Annotated in this window: 16 protein-coding genes; 9 read left to right on the top strand and 7 right to left on the bottom strand. The window is 67.6% G+C overall.

Annotated elements, in window-relative coordinates; all coding sequences use genetic code 11:
* Positions 1-21: 21 nt before the first annotated feature.
* From ON22_RS13995 to ON22_RS13985, 3 genes are all read left to right on the top strand, one after another.
* Positions 22-1,266 (top strand): bifunctional cobalt-precorrin-7 (C(5))-methyltransferase/cobalt-precorrin-6B (C(15))-methyltransferase, encoded by a 1,245-nt coding sequence (locus tag ON22_RS13995; RefSeq protein ID WP_033241772.1) that lies wholly within the window; start codon positions 22-24, stop codon positions 1,264-1,266.
* A gap of 116 nt (positions 1,267-1,382) precedes the next feature.
* Positions 1,383-2,006, top strand: coding sequence for a DUF8020 domain-containing protein (locus ON22_RS13990; protein WP_033241773.1), 624 nt, complete (start codon positions 1,383-1,385; stop codon positions 2,004-2,006).
* Positions 2,003-2,773 carry a cobalt-precorrin-6A reductase gene (locus ON22_RS13985; protein WP_051157632.1) on the top strand — a complete coding sequence of 257 codons (771 nt, stop codon included), beginning with the start codon at positions 2,003-2,005 and terminating at the stop codon, positions 2,771-2,773. Before ON22_RS13990 ends, ON22_RS13985 begins: the two co-directional genes overlap by 4 nt.
* A gap of 70 nt (positions 2,774-2,843) precedes the next feature.
* On the opposite strand, the gene ON22_RS13980 is transcribed toward ON22_RS13985, so the two are convergent.
* The 3 genes from ON22_RS13980 to ON22_RS13970 are packed head-to-tail and all read right to left on the bottom strand — an operon-like array spanning position 2,844 to position 5,822.
* On the bottom strand, positions 2,844-3,380 hold the full coding sequence (locus ON22_RS13980; RefSeq protein WP_033241774.1) for a PadR family transcriptional regulator: 537 nt from the start codon (positions 3,378-3,380) through the stop codon (positions 2,844-2,846).
* A 52-nt stretch (positions 3,381-3,432) separates the two neighbouring features.
* The gene (locus tag ON22_RS13975; protein ID WP_033241775.1) at positions 3,433-5,190 is read right to left on the bottom strand and encodes a precorrin-2 C(20)-methyltransferase; all 1,758 of its coding nucleotides are present in this window, start codon (positions 5,188-5,190) and stop codon (positions 3,433-3,435) included.
* Positions 5,187-5,822, bottom strand: coding sequence for a precorrin-8X methylmutase (locus ON22_RS13970; protein WP_051157606.1), 636 nt, complete (start codon positions 5,820-5,822; stop codon positions 5,187-5,189). Before ON22_RS13970 ends, ON22_RS13975 begins: the two co-directional genes overlap by 4 nt.
* A 321-nt stretch (positions 5,823-6,143) precedes the next feature.
* Between ON22_RS13970 and ON22_RS38380 the strand changes: the two genes are divergently transcribed.
* Both ON22_RS38380 and ON22_RS13960 read left to right on the top strand, forming a co-directional pair.
* Positions 6,144-6,800 (top strand): CatB-related O-acetyltransferase, encoded by a 657-nt coding sequence (locus ON22_RS38380; protein WP_269322773.1) that lies wholly within the window; start codon positions 6,144-6,146, stop codon positions 6,798-6,800.
* 133 nt (positions 6,801-6,933) lie between these two features.
* Positions 6,934-7,545, top strand: a complete 612-nt coding sequence (locus ON22_RS13960; RefSeq protein ID WP_231507992.1) for a lipocalin family protein — start codon at positions 6,934-6,936, stop codon at positions 7,543-7,545.
* Between the two features lie 86 nt (positions 7,546-7,631).
* On the opposite strand, the gene ON22_RS13955 is transcribed toward ON22_RS13960, so the two are convergent.
* Positions 7,632-8,042, bottom strand: a complete 411-nt coding sequence (locus ON22_RS13955; RefSeq protein WP_051743100.1) for a PPOX class F420-dependent oxidoreductase — start codon at positions 8,040-8,042, stop codon at positions 7,632-7,634.
* A gap of 115 nt (positions 8,043-8,157) precedes the next feature.
* Between ON22_RS13955 and ON22_RS13950 the strand changes: the two genes are divergently transcribed.
* On the top strand, positions 8,158-8,583 hold the full coding sequence (locus ON22_RS13950; RefSeq protein WP_033241776.1) for a nitroreductase family deazaflavin-dependent oxidoreductase: 426 nt from the start codon (positions 8,158-8,160) through the stop codon (positions 8,581-8,583).
* A gap of 10 nt (positions 8,584-8,593) precedes the next feature.
* On the opposite strand, the gene ON22_RS13945 is transcribed toward ON22_RS13950, so the two are convergent.
* Positions 8,594-9,721 (bottom strand): NDMA-dependent alcohol dehydrogenase, encoded by a 1,128-nt coding sequence (locus ON22_RS13945; RefSeq protein ID WP_033241777.1) that lies wholly within the window; start codon positions 9,719-9,721, stop codon positions 8,594-8,596.
* A 235-nt stretch (positions 9,722-9,956) separates the two neighbouring features.
* Between ON22_RS13945 and ON22_RS13940 the strand changes: the two genes are divergently transcribed.
* Positions 9,957-10,808: an oxygenase MpaB family protein gene (locus ON22_RS13940; protein ID WP_033241778.1), complete on the top strand. Its 852-nt coding sequence runs from the start codon at positions 9,957-9,959 to the stop codon at positions 10,806-10,808.
* A 15-nt stretch (positions 10,809-10,823) separates the two neighbouring features.
* Here the strand turns inward: ON22_RS13940 and cobG are convergent, their stop codons facing one another.
* Positions 10,824-12,005: a precorrin-3B synthase gene (gene cobG / locus ON22_RS13935; RefSeq protein ID WP_033241779.1), complete on the bottom strand. Its 1,182-nt coding sequence runs from the start codon at positions 12,003-12,005 to the stop codon at positions 10,824-10,826.
* Positions 12,006-12,533: 528 nt separating this feature from the next.
* Between cobG and ON22_RS13930 the strand changes: the two genes are divergently transcribed.
* Positions 12,534-13,973: a wax ester/triacylglycerol synthase family O-acyltransferase gene (locus ON22_RS13930; RefSeq protein WP_051157603.1), complete on the top strand. Its 1,440-nt coding sequence runs from the start codon at positions 12,534-12,536 to the stop codon at positions 13,971-13,973.
* A gap of 41 nt (positions 13,974-14,014) precedes the next feature.
* Here ON22_RS13930 and ON22_RS13925 read toward each other — a convergent pair whose 3' ends face one another.
* Positions 14,015-15,040 carry an alpha/beta hydrolase gene (locus tag ON22_RS13925; protein ID WP_033241780.1) on the bottom strand — a complete coding sequence of 342 codons (1,026 nt, stop codon included), beginning with the start codon at positions 15,038-15,040 and terminating at the stop codon, positions 14,015-14,017.
* Positions 15,041-15,904: 864 nt separating this feature from the next.
* On the opposite strand from ON22_RS13925, the gene cobN reads away from it, so the two are divergent.
* A complete protein-coding gene (cobN, locus tag ON22_RS13920) occupies positions 15,905-19,537 on the top strand; it encodes a cobaltochelatase subunit CobN (protein WP_033241781.1) in 3,633 nt (1,210 codons plus the stop codon).
* Positions 19,538-19,759: the final 222 nt, after the last annotated feature.

Raw genomic sequence — 19,759 nt, 5'->3', positions numbered from 1 at the left:
AGCAACTCTGGGCGGCGCGGTATGAGCGCCGACCCGGCGATGCGGTGGAACGGGCCTCGTGTTCCCGTGGTCGGTATCGGTGCCGACGGCTGGGCGGGGCTGTCGGAGACATCGCGGGAGGCGTTGCGGGAATGCACGGTGCTGCTGGGGTCGGATCGGCAGCTCGCCCTGCTACCTCCCGAGATCATTGCCGACCGGCAGTCCTGGCCGTCTCCGCTGGTGCCCGCGTTACCGGGCCTGCTGGCGGATCTGCGCGATACCCGGCTCGGCATACTCGCCAGCGGCGACCCGATGTTCTACGGCATCGGCACGACCCTGGCGCGGTTGCTCGGCCCCGAATCGCTGCGGGTGCTGCCCCAGCCGTCGTCGGCCTCGCTGGCCTGCGCCCGGCTCGGCTGGCCGCTTCCCGAGGTCGGCATCGTGAGCGTGGTCGGCCGGCCGGTCCAACGGGTGCTGCCGGAACTGATCGACGGCCGGCGGATACTCGTCCTCAGCGCGGACGCCGGGACTCCCGCCGAGATCGTAGAACTGCTGCGCTCCCACGGTTTCGGGCCCTCCCGGGTGACGTTGCTGGAGCAATTGGGTGGCCCGGCCGAACGAATCGTCTCGGGCGTCGCCGCGGACTGGCGGGAAGTCCCCGGTGATCCGCTCAATATTGTCGCGATAGCGGTGACCGGCAAACCCGGGAATCCGCGTCGCACCCGGCAACCGGGGCTACCTGATTCCGCGTATACCGGCGACGGTCAGCTCACCAAATCGGAGATCCGGGCGCTGACCCTCGCCGCACTCGCACCGGGACCGGGCGAGACCCTCTGGGATATCGGCGGCGGTTCCGGCAGTATCGCCATCGAATGGTGCCGCACCCATCCGTCCTGCCGGTCGGTGATATTCGAAGTCCTGGACCGGCGCCGCGAGCAGATCACCGGAAATGCCCGCGCGCTGGGCGTTCCCGATATCGAGGTGCGTGGCGAGGCGGTTGCCGAACTCACCGGTGAGGCCGTAGCGGGCGCGCCCGACGCGATCTTCCTCGGGGGCGGCCTCACCACGCCGCAACTGTTCGATCTGTGCTGGTCGCGGCTGCCCGCGGGTGGGCGGCTCGTGGCCAATGCCGTCACCGCGGAATCGGAATCACTGCTGATCTCGTGGGCCGGGGAGCACGGCGGGGAATTACGCCGGTTCCAGATCTACCGCGGGGAGCCGCTGGGACGTTTCACGACCTGGCGTCCGCAGCTACCGGTGACACAGTGGTCTGTTGTGAAGGGCTGATCGGCCGCCACTGCGTGACTGTGACATTCGAATGGACGAATCGGACAGCGGGAGTATTCTCGGTGGGCGTTCCGAGCGTGGGTCACCGGGCTCGCGCGCAACCTCGGAGAACACAAGTGAAATACAAGAAATTCGCCGCCACCGCGATCATGGCGGCCGCGGCCACCGGGATCGCCGCCGGCACCGGCTACGCCGCTCCTGCCCCCGCGGCACCGGCCGTCGAACAGCAGGCGAACGCGGTACCGGAGGTCACCGGCCACGATGGCGGCGTCGATTACACCCTGGCCCTCGCCGAGGCCGGTAAATCGCTGGTCACCACGGTTTCCGGGGGTGTGTTCAGTCTGGACGCCGCCAACAACGCGGTGGTGCTGACCAATGCTGCCGGGGAACGTCTCACCAGTATTCCGCTGAGCCAGCAGGCCGGCGGCCAGGTCGTTGCCGTCGCCGCCACCATCGACGAGGACAGCAGCCGGCTGACCCTCACCCCGCAGGCCACCCCCGTGGCGGGTGCGCCCGCGCAGGCCCAATTCATCGGTGCCCAGCAGTGGTTCATGAACGAACTGCAGGACGCCTCGCTGGGTGCGGCCGTCGGTGCGGCCATCGGCGCGGGTATCGGGTTCCTGTTCCTGGGAATCGGCCTGCTCCCGGGTGCCATCATCGGCGCCGGAATCGGGCTCGCGGTGGCCGGTGGTCCGCCGCTGCTGGATTCGGCCATGGCCTACTTCAGCGGGCAGCCCTGAGAATTCTGCTGCTGGGCGGTACCGGGGAGGCCCGGGAGCTGGCCCATGCATTGGCCGGCGAGCGAGGACTCGAGATCGTGTCCTCGCTCGCCGGTCGCGTATCCGATCCGGTCCGTCCCGGCGGGACCGTTCGGGTCGGCGGCTTCGGCGGTGTCGAGGGCCTGCGGAACTGGTCGACGGGCAACGCGATAGAGCTGATCGTCGACGCCACCCATCCGTTCGCCGCGACCATGACCGCGCATGCCGCGCGGGCGAGTGTGGAGCTGGGCCTGCCGATGATCCGGCTGAACCGGCCGGGCTGGACCGCCGGCCCCGGCGATCACTGGTTGCGAGTCCCGGACCTGGCCGCGGCCGCCGAGGTATCCGCGGACACCGGTGACCGGATCCTGCTCACCATCGGCAGGCAGGGTGTCGGTGCTTTCGCCGGATACACCCGCCCGTGGTACCTGATCCGTGCCATCGATCCACCCGACGCCGCGCTGCCACCGTGTCACGAGATCCTGCTCGCCCGCGGTCCTTTCACAGTGGAGTCGGAAAGCGCATTACTGGCGCGACAACGTATCGAGGTGCTCGTCACCAAGGACAGCGGCGGTGCGGCCACCGCGGCCAAACTCGTCGCGGCCCGGGAAGCGGGTATTCCCGTGGTGATGGTCGATCGGCCGCCGACGCCTCCCGGGCTCGTCGAGGTCACATCTGTCGCCGCCGCGCGTGAATGGGTAGTCGATTATGCGGCTGCGCAACGTGATCGGACCTCGGAGCGCGGGTAGTGCCGTTTCGTGCGGCCACCCGGCCGATGCCGGACGAACCGGAACCCTGCACGGTGAGGCCCGTGGCGGTTCAGCCGCCCGCCGGGGCCAGGATTTCCGGTAACCGATCGAACCACTCCAGAACGGCACGCTCGTAACCGATCCCGAACTCGAGGGTGGCGCGCGCGTACGGGGGCATCGTCTGCGCCGACTCGGCCTGGTAATGGTCCAGCCGCTCCTGATGCACCTTTCGACTGTTCTCGATGATGGCGGCCAGATGGGCACGGTCCAGGTGGCCGCCGAAATGCAGGGTGAGCAGCAGCGGGAATCGGATGGTCTCCGCGCTCGGATCGCGGGCGATCCATTCGGCGAACTCCGCGCGCCCGGCCTCGGTGATCCGGTACGGGGTGCGTTCCCGGGCGCCGGTTTCGCCCTTCACCACCAGACCGGCCGCGTCCATCGTGGCCAGCTCCCGGTAGACCTGGCTCTGGGTGATGGTCCAGAAATCGCCGATCCGCTCCTGCGCGAGGGTCACCAGATCCCACCCGGACATCGGTCCGTCGTGCAGGAAACCCAATAATGAGGCGGCCGTGGAGTTCAATGGCCGCTTTCGATTGCCGTTCACCACGTAACCCCTTTCCCCGACGTTATTCCATAGTGGAATGCTATCGGATCGGGTTTCAGCCGTGATATCGCCGTGCGGTGAAAACCCGTGGCGCGTCGCCGCCACCGACCAGGGCGGTGGTGGAGGCACCGATGATCAGCAGGGTGCGCATATCCACCTCGGCCGGTTCGAGCTCGCCGAGCGGCACCACCCGCACCGACTCCTGTGGGCCCCCGACATCGCGGCCGAGAACCACAGGAGTTTCCGGCGCGCGATGTTCGAGCAGGATGTCCTTCATCGCTCCGACCTGCCATCTGCGTTTACTGGACGCCGGGTTGTAGATCGCGATCGCCATATCGGCGGCAGCGACGGCCGCCAGGCGGCGCGCCACCACTTCCCACGGCTTCAGGCGGTCCGACAGTGAGATGGTCGCGTAATCGTGGCCCAGCGGTGCGCCTACCCGGCTGGCTACGGCATTCGCCGCCGTCACTCCGGGAAGTACCCGTATCGGCACTCCGGCCCACTGCGGGCCGGCGGATTCCTCGAGAACCGCGGCTGCCATGGCGAACACTCCGGGGTCGCCGGAGGACACCACGACGACCTGCCCGCCGCGGGCGGCCAAGTCCAGGGCCATGGCGGCGCGTTCGGATTCCACTCGGTTGTCGCTGGCATGGCGGCGCTGACCGGCACGCAGCGGGACCCGGTCGATATAGGTGGTGTAGCCGACGAGATCGGTCGCGGCGGCGAGCGCCGCGGTGACCTCCGGGGTGGTCCACGCGGTATCGCCCGGGCCGAGTCCGACGACGACAACTTCACCCGTGCCCGTTCCGGGTCGAGTCGTTCCGGCGGGATCCGGTTCGCGGTGTGAGTCGTGGGCTTCGGATGCGGAGCTCGGGCCGGGGCCGGTTGCCGCTGTTGTCCATTCGCCGATATCGCGTGTCGCGGCACCGCGGTTTCCGTCCCGAGCCTGCAGGTCGCCGGCAGTATCGAGGTCCGGGGCCGGTTGTGGGATCGCGACTCCTGTGCCGGTCGAGTGGTGGCCGTGGTCCGCGCCGGTGTCGTCCGATGACATCGTCCCGGGACGTTTACCCACGGGCAGTACGGTCGTCGGTTCCGGTCCCGGGACGATGGTGATCGCGAAATAGGGGACCTGCGATTCGTCCACATCGCCGGCGGCCAAGACGCGTTCGCGGCCGGTGCTGGCCCGTTCCACGTAGTAGGCGCGGTCGAGCCGGCCGGAGTCGGCGAGCGCTTTGCGGACGGCCGGATAGGTGCGGCCGAGTTTCATGATCGCGGCCGCATCGCTGGCGGCGAGGCGGCGGGTGAGTTCGTCCGGTGCCATGGTGCCGGGGAGTACGGTGAGTACCTGCTCGCCCTCGACGAGTGGCGTTCCCAGCGCCGCTGTCGCCGCGCTCACCGAGGTGATACCGGGAATGATCTCCGCCTCGAACCGGTCGGCCAGCCGGCGATGCATATGCATATAGGAGCTGTAGAACAACGGATCCCCAGCGGCCAGCAACGCCACCGACCGGCCCGCCGCCAGATGCGCGGCCAGCCGCTCGGCGGCCGCGGCGTAGAACTCGTCGATGGCGCCCTGATAGCCGCCCGGATGGTCGGTGGTCTCGGTGGTCACCGGATAGACCAGATGCTCCTCGAGCTGACCCGGCCGCATATACGGTTCCGCGATCGCGCGCGAGATACTGCGGCCGTGGCGGGCACTGTGGAACGCGATCACATCGGCTTCGGCGATGATCCGCGCCGCCTTCACCGTCACCAGTTCGGGGTCCCCGGGACCCAGTCCGACACCCCAGAGTTTTCCGGTCCGCACGGTCATTCCTCTTCGCTCGCGATCGAGTTCAGGGCCGAGGCGGTGATCGCGCTACCGCCGCGCCGTCCACGGACCGTCAGATATTCCAGCCCCGAACTCTCGGTGAGGGCTTCCTTGGATTCGACGGCGCCGACGAAGCCCACCGGGATGCCCAGTACCGCAGCGGGTGCGGGGCCACCGGCCGCGACCATGTCCAGCAAGTGGAACAGCGCGGTGGGCGCGTTCCCGATGGCCACCACGGCACCCTCGAGGCGGTCGCGCCACAGTTCCAGCGCGGCCGCCGAGCGGGTGGTCCCGAGCCGGGCCGCGAGATCGGGGACCCGCGGATCGCGCAGCAGGCACAGGACCTCGTTGTCGGCGGGTAAGCGGGTACGAGTGACGCCCGACGCCACCATGTTCGCATCGCACAGGATGGGCGCGCCGCCCCGCAGAGCATCCCGCGCCGCCGCCACCACACCGGGCGTGAACGCGATATCGCCCGCCAGATCGACCTGGCCGCAACCGTGGATCATCCGCACCACCACCTGCGCGATATCCGCCGGAAACCGGTCCAGCTCGGCCTCGGAGCGAATGATCGAGAACGATCGGCGATAGATCTCGCCCGCGTCGGTGAGATAGCCGGTGCGTGTGTCGGACATGGGCACACCTTATGCGGGGCCGCGCCGGATGGGCAGGTGTGGGTCGGGCCGCCTGTACGGGCCCCGTGCCGCGCATCGCGTCCTGCGCCCTACGGCGCGTGCGGTCGCGCCAGAAGAATTATCTACCTCGCTCCGATCGGGCTCGATCTCCCCTGGGACGCGGGCACACTATGGCCGGATGACCGGCCGGTCGCGGATTCGCCAGGGGTGAAACGCGGACCGTTCGAGGGTTCGCGGGCCGGCCGGCGGCCCTGCTCCGTAGAGTCGGCACGGTCGGCCGGTGCTCGAAGCGCCGGCGTCGGTGCGAAAAGGGAGGAAGCATTGGCCGCGCCCGATCCGATGCAGTTGCATCCGTCCACACGTCCGGACCTGACGAATGTGGTGTTCCTGGCGAATCAGGTCGACTCTTCGTTCATCGAGGTGGGTGCGTTCACCTACTTCGACGACGAGGGCAGTGGTGTGCCGTTCCAGGAAGGCAATGTCCTCTACAACTACGGCCCGCAACGGCTGGTGATCGGCCGGTTCACCGCGATCGCGCCCCGCGCGACCTTCCTGATGCCCGGGGGCAACCATCCCATGGTCGGCCCGTCCACCTACCCGTTCACCATGTTCGGCGGTACGTGGGCAGAGAACACCCTCGAGGTTTTCACCGCGATCGATCCACTGCCCGATACGGTGATCGGCAACGATGTGTGGATCGGCCGGTCGGCCACGATCATGCCCGGGGTAAAGATCGGTGACGGCGCCGTGGTCGCCGCGCATTCGGTGGTGACCAAGGATGTCGAACCGTATGCGATCGTCGCGGGTAACCCCGCCCGTGCCATCCGGACCCGTTTCGCCCCCGACGAGGTCGAGACGCTGCTGCGGGTCCGATGGTGGGACTGGCCGACCGAGGCGATCACCGAGCACGCTGCCCTCATCATGGGCGGCACTCCGGACGACCTGCTGGCCGTGGCGGAGACGCTCGGAAGAGTGTGAACCGCCTGATCCCGGCGGTGTCTCATTTCCACCAACTCGGACCCACCTCTGTACGGCGACGGGGCGTCTTCTGGATCACCGCAGCTCACGGTTCCGTAGGATGGGTCCATCCGCCGATTCACGAGGAGCCACCGTGACCACGTATCGCGCAGTTCATCGCATTCTCGGCTTCATCTCCGCACTCGCCGCCGGGGTCGCGCTCACCGCCGGCACCGTCGCCGCGCAGCCACCACCCACCGGTCCGGCGCCCGTACCCGCCCTGGATCTGGACCGGTATCTCGGGACCTGGAATCAACTCGCGGCCGTCCCGCAGCCGTTCAATCTGGAATGTGCCCGCGATACCCGCGCCGAATACACGCCGGACGCGCAGGGGAATATCGCGGTGTACAACCGGTGCACGACCTGGACGGGCGGTAGCAACGAGATCCGGGGTACCGCGAAGGTCACCGATCCGTTCACCCGGGCGCAACTGCACGTGAGTTTCGCCGGTGTGCCCGGTCAGGACTCGATCGACGGGCCGCCCAACTACATCGTCACCGCACTCGCTCCCGACTACTCCTGGGCCGTGGTCACCGACCCGAGCCGGCTCTCCGGATTCGTGCTGGCGCGCGGGGTCGCGCTGGACGCCCCGGCCTGGCGGCAGGTGCGTACCGCAATCGAAGCGGCGGGGCAGAGCCCATGCATATACCTCACGTCACCGACCACCGGCGGCATACCCGATATCGCTCCGCTGTGCGTGCGCTGAGATACCTGGCCGCGGAGGGGTGCGGACCGGGCCGACCGGGAACCCGCTCCGAGCGTTTCAGGACAGCGGCGTGTGCCTCCCCGGTTTCAGCGCCGCAACACCGGTAGTCCGTCCGGAATATAGATTTCCAGCCCCACTGCCTGCCCGCCGTGGCGGCGGAAACGGCCCAGTAGGAGGGTGAGTACGAAGACCCGGAACTTGGTGCCGTACTTGGCTGTCAGCGCCCGCTTCGCCGAGCGCACCTGGTCGGCGGGTATTACCCGGGCGGTTCCGGATTGCCAGGGGCCCGTCGGCGTGCCGTCGAATGTGCTGCGGGCGACGTCGACCCGGGAATCCGCGCGGATTCGGCGGACCTTCCAGGACCGGCCCGGTGTGTACCCGTACCAGCGGCCGCCGGCGGGTGCCAGCCAGATCGGGGTGCTCACCGGGGAACCATCGGCGCGGTAGGTGCGCAATGCGAAGAACTGGTCGCCGTCGGGGTCGTTGCTGAACGCCATGGACACCAGTGTGACAACCGTGGAACGTCGGATACCCGCGCGCAGGCAGGGGCATCCGCGCCACACGTCTGCGATACCGGGCGTGGCGGTCCGGCCGGCGGCATAATCCTCGGGTATGGCCGACAACTGGAACACACAGATCATCGAGGAATTCCGGGCCAACGAGGGCCGCGTCGGTGGGCCTTTCGAGGGTGCGCCGATGCTGCTGGTGCATCACCGCGGCCGCAGAAGCGGGCGCGAATCCGTGGCGCCGACCATGTACCTGCCCGACGAGCAGAATCCCGGCGACGTCATCTACGTATTCGCCAGTAAGGCCGGTGCTCCCACCAATCCGGACTGGTACTACAACCTCACCGCGGCCGGGCAGGCCACGGTGGAGCGTGGCACCGAGACCTATCCGGTCACCGTCGCCGAGGTATCGGGCGCGGAACGGGACCGGATCTATGCCGAACAGGCCCGCCGCTACCCGGGTTTCGCAGAGTACGAGGAGAAGGCCCGCGGGATCCGCACGATTCCGGTGCTCGCTCTGCGGCGCGCGTAACGCATCGGGGTTACCGGTCGGCGTCGGTGTAGCGGATGATCCCGCGGATATTGCGTCCGGCGAGCATGTCCTGATAGCCCTCGTTGATATCTTCGAGCCGGTACTGCCGGGTGACCATATCGTCGAGATTCAGCTTCCCCACCTGGTACATCGACAGCAGATGCGGGATATCGTAGTGCGGGTTGCCGCCGCCGAAAATGGTGCCCTGCAGGTTCTTCTGCAGCAGCGAGAGCATGGACAGGTTCAGGGTGGCCTGGTTCTCGGTGAGGCTGCCCATGGCGGTGAGTACGCAGGTGCCCGCCTTGGCGGTGATCCCCATCCAACTGTCGACATCTTCACCGTGCACCTCGCCGACGGTGACGATCACCTTCTTGGCCATACCGCCCCAGGTGATCTCCGCGCATGCGGCGGTCGCCTCTTCGATGGTGGCGTAGGCGTGGGTGGCGCCGAATTTCAGTGCCTGTTCGCGCTTCCACGGCACCGGGTCGACCGTGAAGATGTATCGGGCCCCGGCATGGACGGCGCCCTGCAGCGCCGAGATACCCACTCCGCCCAGGCCGATGATCGCGACATCGTCGCCGGGCCGGATATCGGCGGTGCGCACCGCCGACCCGTAGCCGGTGGTGACGCCGCAACCCACCAGGCAGGCGACCTCGAACGGGATCGACGGATCGATTTTCACCACCGAGCTCTCGTGCACCACCATGTACGGCGAGAAGGTGCCCAGCAGGGCCATCGGGTAGACGTCCTGGCCGCGGGCCTGGATCCGGAACGACCCGTCGGTCACCGAGGTGCCCGCGAGCAGTAGCGCGCCCAGATCGCAGAGGTTGCGCAACCCGGCCTGACACGACCGGCATTTCCCGCAGGACGGGATGAAGGACAGCACCACGTGATCGCCCACCGCGAGGTCCTCGACCGCCTCGCCGACCTCGATGACCTTGCCCGCCCCTTCGTGACCGCCGAGGACCGGGAAACCCATCATCGGAATACCGCCGGTGACCAGATGGTGGTCGGAATGGCACATCCCCGCGGCTTCGAGCTGGACTTTGACCTCGTGTTTACGAGGGTCGCCGATTTCGATCTCCTCGATCTGCCACGGCTGGTTGAATTCCCAGATGAGAGCGCCTTTGGTCTTCATCGTGTACTCGCTTTCTCAGCGCCCCGGGCCCGTCGCGCGGCCGGGCGGACGGGCTCCGAACTCACATGAACAACTGTATGGACAAGAGTCCGGACAACGATACGACAAAGTTGCTCCGGCGGGGTCGCTATTCGCCGAGCGCGGTGTCCTTCGGCACCCGAGGAGACGAGAGAGTGAGATGGTGAACTAACATCCGTCTCATAGCTTCGCCTCGGAGAGAGAAGGAGATCGGACCATGGGTGCTCCGAACACCGCCGTTCCGTCCGCCCCGGCCGGCGCACCGATCGGCCCCGGTTCGCTGACCTGGAAATACGCCGGCGATCTGCGGAACATGCTGTTCCTCGGGCGCACCGGCATCCTGCAGAACATGCATCCGGCGGTAGGTGCCGCGCTCCAGGACCATTCGAATTTCTTCGCCGACCCCTGGGATCGCCTGATCCGCTCCCTGCCGCAGATCCAGGGCATGATCTACGACGCCGATGCCGAGGCGCAGGCCGGCCGCGTCCGCGACTACCACCGCCCGTTGAAGGGCACCGACTCCCGCGGCGAGCGCTACCACGCGCTGAACCCGGACGTGTACTGGTGGACCCACGCCACATTCGTCGAACTCACCCTCGCCCTGAACGAGCATTTCGGCACCCCGCTGACCGCCGCGGAGAAGGATCAGCTGATCGCCGAAGGGGTCACCTGGTGGCGGATGTACGGACTGTCCGACCGGGTGCTGGTCTCGAATTACGCCGAGTTCGAGGAATACTGGAACCGCACCATCGACGAGGTGCTGGAAGCCAATGCGACCACCGATTTCGCGCTCGGCCTCGGCAGTACCCGGATCCCCGCCATGCCCGGTATCCCGGAGCCGGTGTGGTCGGTGATCTGGCGGCCGGTCATGGCGTTCAATGTCTGGCTGGCCAATGCGCTCATGCCCCAACGAGCCCGCGAAATTCTGGACCTGCGCTGGCGCCCGCTCGATCAGAAACTCTTCGGCCTCTTCGCGACAACGGTGCGTACCGTCTGGCCGCTGCTCCCGGAGCGCCTGCGCTACGCGCCGCGTGCGTACGCCGGAATCGAGCGGGTTCGCAAGGCCTGAGGGGCGGGGCGGGTTTCAGTCGATGGGAGAGACGACCTGGTAACCGTCCGGTGTAGCCGTGACCTCGGTGATCGGCCCGGCCGGTCGCCCGCAGTGCCGGTCACAACCGGACCAGTGTTGCCGGCCGGCCGTCACGATTGACGCCGCGGGGACCGCATCGGCTTCGGCAGTAGCTGCTGCGGTGGTGCGGCCGGCTTCGACAGCGGCCGCGGCGTCGGCGCGGATATCGGTATGCGATTTCGCGCAACCCGGCCGGCCCGCGCAGGCGGTGATCCGCAGCCACGGTGAGCCGGCGTCGAAGAGCAGCCCCATCGGCGCCAGTACTCGGACCACCTGCTCGGCCGGTCCCTCGTCGAGATCGGTGATCACCAGGCTGCGCCACGGGGTGAGCAGGATCGGGCGTTCGATCGCGGCCAGGAATTCGGCGGTGCGGGCGGATAGGGAGCCCAAGCGCACACCGGCGCCGAGTGCGACGAGCCCATCGTTCTGCGGGAGCCAGCCGATCGGAGGGCCGGCCTGCTCGGCGAATTCCAGACGTTCGGTGCCGGGGGAGCGGCCCAGCCGGGCGGTGAGGCGTTCGGTGCCGCCGTCGATCTCCTGGAGTCGCCACTGGCCGGTCCCGATTTCCAGGAAGCCGTGCGCGGCGGCCAGGAGGGTATCGACCGCCTCGGTGGTCGATACCCGTACTCCGCTGTCCCGGCCGGCCAGCACCAGGGCGAAACGGTCGTCGCCGAGGGCGTGTATCCCGATATCGGGGTGCAGGGCGCTCACATCGCCGCGGCCGTCGTCCAGCGTGAACAGCACTCGGCCGGGGAGGCCGGCCAGCTGCGGGGAGTCGAGCAGGCCGGTATCGAGTGCGGTTACCAGCGGCCGGATATCGGGGTGCGGGCCGATACGCCCGGACAGTGGGGAGGCGACGATATTGCGGACCCGCTCATGGGTCCGGCTCGGCAGAAGTCCGGCGTCGCCCAGGAGGTCGGCGAGTGCGCCGGCGTTATGTACCCGCCGGAGCTGGACGTTGCCGCGGGAGGTCAGTTCGATATTTCCGTCGCCCAGCCGGTGCGCGGCCTGCGCGAGTGCCTGGACCTGTGCGGGGGGCAGTCGTCCGCCGGGTACGCGGATCCGCGCCAGCGGTCCGTCGGCGGCCTCGTGCAGCCGGAGGACGCCGGGGCAGGAATCGGCGGTGGTGCGTGACATAACCCGACCAGGATACGAGGTCGGAATCGGGTGCCCGGCGGTCGCCGTCACTGCCGGGCTGCATTCTCCGGAACGATGTGCCGGTCGGTTCGGCTCCGGTGGAACTGCGATGCTCGCGGTACGGGGTTACAGCTAATCCTCAGCAAAGAATCTGTCGCTATCTCGCGCGGTGTCCCGGACACTCCGGGGCGCCGGTGGCTCGGCTGCCGGTGAGGTTGCGGAGCGTGGGTGCCGCCCTCTTCCAGGGAGCCGGCCGAAACCGTGTGGACCCGCGGCGGCGGGCTCGACGGAAAGGTCGATCCGGTGCTGTTCTGTCCTGAAGGTGGGGGTCGGAAAGGGAATTCCCCTGAGAATTCCGGTCCGGTCTGTGGCGGACTGTTGCCCACCGTTTTCCCTGTTCTGAAATTTTACTGCTCCAGAACATACCTGTTCCGCCTCACGTCGGGTCGGGATCGCGATAATGTCGATCGGTCTGCCTGCTTTCCGCGGGCATTCTTTTCACCACGAAATCGGTCCGTAGGAACAGGTATGAGCGCAGGAATTGACAGCGCGGTCGACGCGGCCACGGCGAAAACCTCAGCGGTGACGGAACAGTTGGCCCCGCGGGATGCCGTGTTCTACTACGACGAAACCGACCGGCATCCCTCGACCATCGTTGCTGTCTACGTATTCGATTGCCGCGGCGCGGAACCGCTCGATACCGCCGCGGCAGTGTGCTGGGCGCAGGAGCGGGTGGGGCTCGCGCCGCTGTTCCGGCGCAGGTTGCGGCGGGTGCCATTCAACCTGGACCTGCCCTACTGGGTTCCCGATCCGGCCTTCGATATCGCCGGCCATGTGCTTGTCGAACCGGCCGGTGCGGACTGGGATACGGTGCGGCGCCGGCTGGGTGAGATAACAGTGGCACGAGTCGATCTCGGACGTCCACCGTGGATGTTCCATTTCTTCGATCGAGTCCACGGGGTGCCGGGCGCCCCCGGGCCGACGACGATACTCGCACTGAAGTTCCACCACAGCGCCGGTGACGGTGTGGCGACCCGGGAGCTGGAAGCGCAACTGTTCAGCGGGCGTACGGCCCCGGCCGTGCCGGGTGGTGCCCCCTGGCGGCCGGCGATCGTGGGTATCCGTGCCGCACTACTGTTTCCCTACCGCCTGGCGTGTTTCGTGACCGGCCTGCGTCGCTCCGCCGCGGCCGGGACGGAAGTACGTGCCCGGGCCGCGGCCGGGCTGCTGGGCGAACCGCTGCCCATCCGGCCCGCCACTCGGTTCAATCGCCCGGCCGGTCCCGGCCGTACGGTCGATCAGGTGACGCTGGCGTTATCGGAGGTCAAAGCTGTGTGCGCCCGCTGTCCCGAACGTACGACAGTCAACGATGTAATGCTGACCGTTGTATCCGGGGCGCTGGCTGCCTACCTGGGTGAGAAGCAGGAAACTCCGCCTGATTCGCTGGCCGCCATGGTGCCGATATCGTTGCGCGGTATCGCGGAGTGGGATTCGGCGAACCGACTCAGTCAGATGGCCGTCGATCTGCACACCGGTGTCACCGATCCGCCGGCCCGGCTGGCGGCGATCCGGGAATCGGTGCGCCGGGAACGCCGCCGCAACATCGATCCGGCGGTTCTGCGGTATGCCGCTCGGGTGGAGACCTCGCCGGCCTGGTTGCTGCGGCTGGCCGGCTGGGCCCGGGCCCAGCGATCGTTCGCCGACGTCGATTCGATTCCGCTGAGCAACACCACGATCAGCAATGTTCCGCCGACCGGCGAGGGTTTGGCCTTCCGTGGTGCACCGCTGCTCCGCGCGTTCGGCGTGCTACCGGTTCTGGACGGGGACGGCCTGCGGCATCTCGTTTCCTCGCAGGGCGACGAACTGGTGCTCACCTTCCAGGTGGATTCGGCGATGATGCCCGATGCCGAACGTTACCGGGAACTGCTGATGCAGTCGTTCCGCGATCTGGCCGACGCCCTCGGCTGAGGTGGGATGCCGGTTCCGGATGCCGCCCCGCGGATCCGGAATCAGGCACCCAGCGCTGCGGCCAGCAGTGGCCAGGAACGATGCAGATCGTCCTCCCAGTACCCCCAGGAATGGGTACCGGAGGGGCGCAGATCGAAGACGATATCGGTGCGGCCGAGCTCGTGGGTGCGCTGCTGAAGTGCGCGGGTGCAGTAATCGGCCGCGGCCTCGATCCCGCCGCCGACCAGTAGCTGGTTCCACAGCATCTTCTGGTCTCCGTGTAGGCGGGGGCTCGTCGCCGTGTCATGGCGGCCGGGTAGTCCGCTGCCGCTGGAGATGTACATCGGGATATCAGGGAGCCGGTGCGCCTGCAGGTAGGGATCGTGTTCCTGCCAGCCCGGACCACCGATCGGGCCCCACATGTTCTCGGAGTCGGCGCCGCCGAGGCCGACGACCAGCGTGACGAAGGCCTGTCCCAGTGGATCGCTGGTCATCGCGCAACCGCTGTAAGCTGCCGCAGCGCGATACAGTTCGGGCGCGCGGATGGTGAGGTCGAGAACCGAGGTCGCGGCCATGGAGATACCGGCTATGGCATTGGCGCCCGTGGTGGCGAAGGCGGCGTCGACCACCGGTGGTAGCTCCTCGGTGAGGAAGGTCGCCCACATATTGCGACCGTTGTTCCCGAGGTTTTCCGCCAGCCCGGCATCGGGCTGCTGCCAGTCGGTGTAGTAACTGAAGGCGCCTTCCAGTGGGATCACGATATTCACGTGTTTGTCCGCGAAGAAACCGGCCACGTCGGTTTGCGCCGACCAGCTCGCGGCATCCTCACCGCCGCCTGCGCCGTTCAGCAGGTAAAGCGTGGGCGCGGGCGTCCCGGTGTCGGCCGGGCGCAGCACCTGCAGGGCGATATCGCGCTGCATGGAGGGGGAGTACACCGTGATCTCGAGCGAACGTCCGGTGCCGGGTGTCCGGGAAACGATGGATGCGTCGGGATCGGCGGACGTAGTCGCCGCGGTGCCGAATGTCAGAAGGGCCGCCGACGCGAGCAGAACAAGTGCCCGCCGAGGGCCCCGCAGGAGTGATTTCATTTGCGCCTCAGGGGTATCGTCCGGCGTGGTCCCGACCGCGGAACGTGCCCGACGGCACGGGTTGCAGGGGTACGCCATGGCTCATGGCGGAGGGGTCCATCCGTCGTATCGGATGGACCCCTCGTCTGGTCCCGGATCTACTTGCCGGGAGCGGGCGTGCCACCGCTGAGGGTGACCAAGGCATTCACCAGGTTGGTGCCGAGTCCGCCGGCGCTGGCGGTACCCATGCCCAAAATTTCCGCGAGGGATCCCATGTGTTTCTCCTTGTATCACTGGAAATCGGAATTCCGGCCGGAATTCCGATGAATGAATGGTTTGCTCAGTCCCGAATCATGCGATGATGGCCTGGAGGGAACCCAGGAAAACCTCGAAGAGGCCGTCGCCCGCTACGGCAGATCCGAGAGCCGGAAGCACTGCCACGAGCATATCGCTCAACGAACCCATGGTGAATATCTCCTTCGGAGGGTTGAAGCGCCCTCTCCGGTGTGGCCTGCACGCCGTGAGGGGCGGTCACGGCCGGTGCGGCCGTTGGTGACCCAGGCAACATAGCAAGCGTCCAATTTTCCCGCAACGAATTCCTCTAAATTCATTCATGCCTTGGTCAGCAAATATTGGGCAATGATGCCGCCCTGCTGTCTGGGCTAGCGGATACCGGCGCCCGCCGGCGGTACCCGGCTCACCCGCGAGCTCGCCCGTCCGGTGTGCCGACGGACCCGGCCGGCCGTCGCGATACCATGCGAGCGCTCGACGGGTGACGAGGAAACCGGTGGAACTCCGGTGCGGTCGCGCCACTGACACAGCCAGACCCTCTCCGGCGAGCACACCGAACCCCGACGGGCGCGTCACCCCAGGAAGGTCACCCTTGTGATTCTGCTGCTGTCCACCTCCGATACCGATCTGCTCAGCGCACGTGCGAGCGGCGCCGATTACCGGTGGGGAAATCCGGCCCGCCTGCTGGTGGACGATCTGCCCGGCCTGCTCGACGGCGTGGAACTGGTGATCGTGCGCATCCTCGGCGGTAAACGAGCCTGGGAGGACGGACTGGCCGCGGTGCGCGACAGCGGACTTCCCGTGGTGGCCGTCGGCGGGGAGATGGCACCCGACGCCGAACTCATGGAATGCTCCACCGTCCCGGTAGGTGTGGCCTCCGACGCCCACAACTATCTGGCAGCCGGCGGCCCGCAGAATCTACGGCAGTTGCACAACTTCCTCTCCGATACGGTCCTGCTCACCGGGCACGGATTCGAACCGCCGGTCCAGCTGCCCAGCTGGGGCCGCCTCGAACGCGACGCGCGATATCCCGAGCCGGTGGCCGGGAAACCCACGGTCGGCGTCGTCTACTACCGGGCCCAGCATCTGGCGGGGAACACCGGCTATATCGACGCCCTGTGCACCGCGATCGAGGACGCCGGCGCGGTACCGCTGCCGATCTACTGCGCCTCGCTGCGAACCGCCGAGCCGGAACTGCTTACCACCCTCCGGCAGGCCGACGCGCTGGTGGTCACCGTGCTGGCGGCAGGCGGGACCAAACCCGCCACGGCCTCCGCGGGGGGCGACGACGAAGCCTGGGATATCGGCGCGCTCGCCGAACTGGATGTGCCGATCCTGCAGGGGCTGTGCCTGACCGGCGGCCGCGCCCAGTGGGAAGCCAACGACGACGGTCTGTCCCCGCTCGATGTCGCGACTCAGGTCGCGGTACCGGAATTCGACGGGCGCATCATCACCGTGCCGTTCTCCTTCAAAGAGTTCGACGCCGACGGACTGTCCGCCTACGTACCCGACCCCGAACGCGCTGCCCGGGTCGCGGGGATCGCGGTCCGGCACGCCCGGCTGCGGTATATACCGGCCGAACGGAAACGGCTGGCGCTCATGCTGTCCGCCTACCCGACCAAACACGCCCGGATCGGGAACGCCGTCGGCCTGGACACTCCGGCCAGCGCAATCGCCCTGCTCGATGAGCTCCGCGCGGCCGGCTACGACCTCGGCGCGGCCGGCGAGGTGCCCGGCCTGGAGCAAGGTGACGGCGATGCGCTCATGCACGCCCTCATCGCCGCCGGTGGCCAGGATCCCGACTGGCTCACCGCCGAACAGCTGGAGGGCAATCCCATCCGGATCGGCGCCCAGGTGTACACCGCGTGGTTCGACACCTTGCCCGCCGAACTGCGCGAGGCCGTGGTCGAGGCGTGGGGTCCGCCGCCGGGCGAACTCTATGTGGACACCTCCGCCGATCTGCGCGGCGAAATCGTCATCGCCGCCCTGCGTTTCGGCAATATCGTGCTGATGGTGCAGCCGCCGCGCGGGTTCGGCGAGAACCCGGTGGCCATCTACCACGACCCCGACCTCCCGCCCAGTCACCACTACCTCGCCGCCTACCGCTGGCTGTCCACCGACATCGAATCGGGCGGTTTCGGTGCCGACGCGATGGTGCATATCGGTAAGCACGGCAATCTGGAATGGCTGCCGGGTAAAACGCTGGGGATGTCGGCCGCGTGCGGCACCGACGCGGCGCTCGGTGATCTGCCGCTGATCTACCCGTTCCTGGTGAACGATCCGGGGGAGGGTACGCAGGCCAAGCGGCGCGCGCACGCCACCCTGGTGGATCACCTGATTCCGCCGATGGCGCGGGCGGAGAGCTACGGCGATATCTCGCGGCTCGAACAACTGCTCGACGAGCATGCCAATATCTCCGCGCTCGACCCGGCGAAACTGCCCGCGATCCGGCAGCAGATCTGGACCTTGATGCGGGCCGCGAAAATGGACCACGATCTGGGGCTGGCCGAACGCCCGGACGAAGAGGTCTTCGACGATATGCTGCTGCACGTCGACGGCTGGTTGTGCGAGATCAAGGATGTGCAGATCCGGGACGGCCTGCATATCCTGGGCCGCGCGCCGGCCGGGGCGAGCGAGGTCGATCTGGTACTCGCCATGTTGCGCGCCCGGCAGCTGTGGGGTGGCGAGATGTCGGTGCCGGGTCTGCGGGAAGCGCTGGGACTCAGCGAATCCGGCGACGAAGCCCGGGAACGGGTCGACGCCGTGGAATCGCGGGCCCGCGAACTGCTGGTGGCGCTGCAGGCTGCGGAATGGTCACCCGGGGCCGTGGAGGAACTGGTCGAACGGTTCTCCGGCAACCTTTTCGGTGACGCCGGTGGTGATCGGGACGCCGTGGCGGCCGTGCTGCGGTTCGCCGCGACGGAAGTCGTTCCGCGGCTGCGCGGAACCGAGGTCGAGATCGACCGTGTCCTGCACGCGCTCAACGGTGGATTCATTCCTGCCGGGCCCAGCGGGTCGCCACTACGCGGCCTGATCAATGTCCTGCCCACCGGCCGCAACTTCTATTCGGTGGACCCGAAGGCGGTGCCCTCGCGACTGGCCTGGGAAACCGGCCGGGCCATGGCGGATTCGCTGCTGGAACGCTACCTGGCGGATCACGGCGAATACCCGCGTTCGGTGGGCCTTTCGGTGTGGGGCACTTCCGCGATGCGTACTTCCGGCGACGATATCGCCGAGGTACTGGCACTGCTCGGAGTGCGCCCGGTCTGGGACGAGGCGAGCCGCCGTGTCACCTCGCTCGAGGTCGTCGACCTCGCGGAACTGGGGCGGCCGCGGATCGACGTCACCGTCCGGATCAGCGGTTTCTTCCGCGATGCCTTCCCGCACGTACTGGCTCTGCTGGATGATGCCGTGCGCCTGGTCGCCGCACTCGACGAACCCGCGGAATCCAACTACATTCGCGCCCACACGCTGTTGGATCTGGCCGAGCACGGTGACGAACGCCGTGCCACCACCCGCATCTTCGGTTCGAAACCGGGCACCTACGGCGCGGGCCTGCTGCAGCTCATCGATTCCAAGAGCTGGCGTACCGACGACGATCTCGCACAGGTCTACACCACCTGGGGTGGTTACGCCTACGGCCGCGACCTCGACGGCGCCCCCGCGGCCGACGATATGCGCACCACGTACCGCCGGATCACGGTGGCCGCGAAGAACACCGATACCCGCGAACACGATATCGCCGATTCCGACGACTATTTCCAGTACCACGGCGGAATGGTCGCCACGGTGCGGGCGCTGACGGGGAAGAACCCGGAGGCCTATATCGGTGACAGCACCCGCCCGGATTCGGTACGCACCCGCACCCTGTCGGAGGAGACGACCCGGGTGTTCCGCGCCCGTGTGGTGAACCCCCGCTGGCTCGAGGCCATGCGCCGCCACGGTTACAAGGGCGCATTCGAGATGGCGGCCACGGTGGACTACCTGTTCGGCTACGACGCCACGACCGATGTGGTTGCCGACTGGATGTACGAGAAGCTCGCCGAAAGCTATGTTTTCGACGAGACGAACCGCAAGTTCATGGAGCAGTCCAATCCGTGGGCGCTGCACGGTATCGCCGAACGCCTGCTCGAGGCCGCCGAACGGAAGATGTGGGCCGAACCGGAACAGGAAACTCTCGACCGGCTGCGCCAGGTCTATCTCGAAGCGGAGGGGGAACTGGAGTAGCAACTCCGTTCTGGAAGCTCGCGGGATCGCCAAAGCATCCCGCGAGCCGGATACCGAAACCTCGGACCGGTTGTGTCAGATCTACCTGGAGGCCGAGGGTGAACTGCAGTGGCCGTCGGCCCTTCGAATGCCGACTACCGCAGTCTGCGGCAAGCGGGCCCGATATCGCCGGCGCCGGTTCGGTCATGGTTTTTCTGAATGCCGTGCAACGGATCCGGTGCG

It is taken from the genome of Nocardia carnea NBRC 14403, assembly GCF_000308515.1.
GTDB lineage: Bacteria > Actinomycetota > Actinomycetes > Mycobacteriales > Mycobacteriaceae > Nocardia > Nocardia carnea.
The sequence above is the reverse complement of the archived record's forward strand: the minus strand, read 5'-3'. Positions and strand labels throughout refer to the sequence as shown.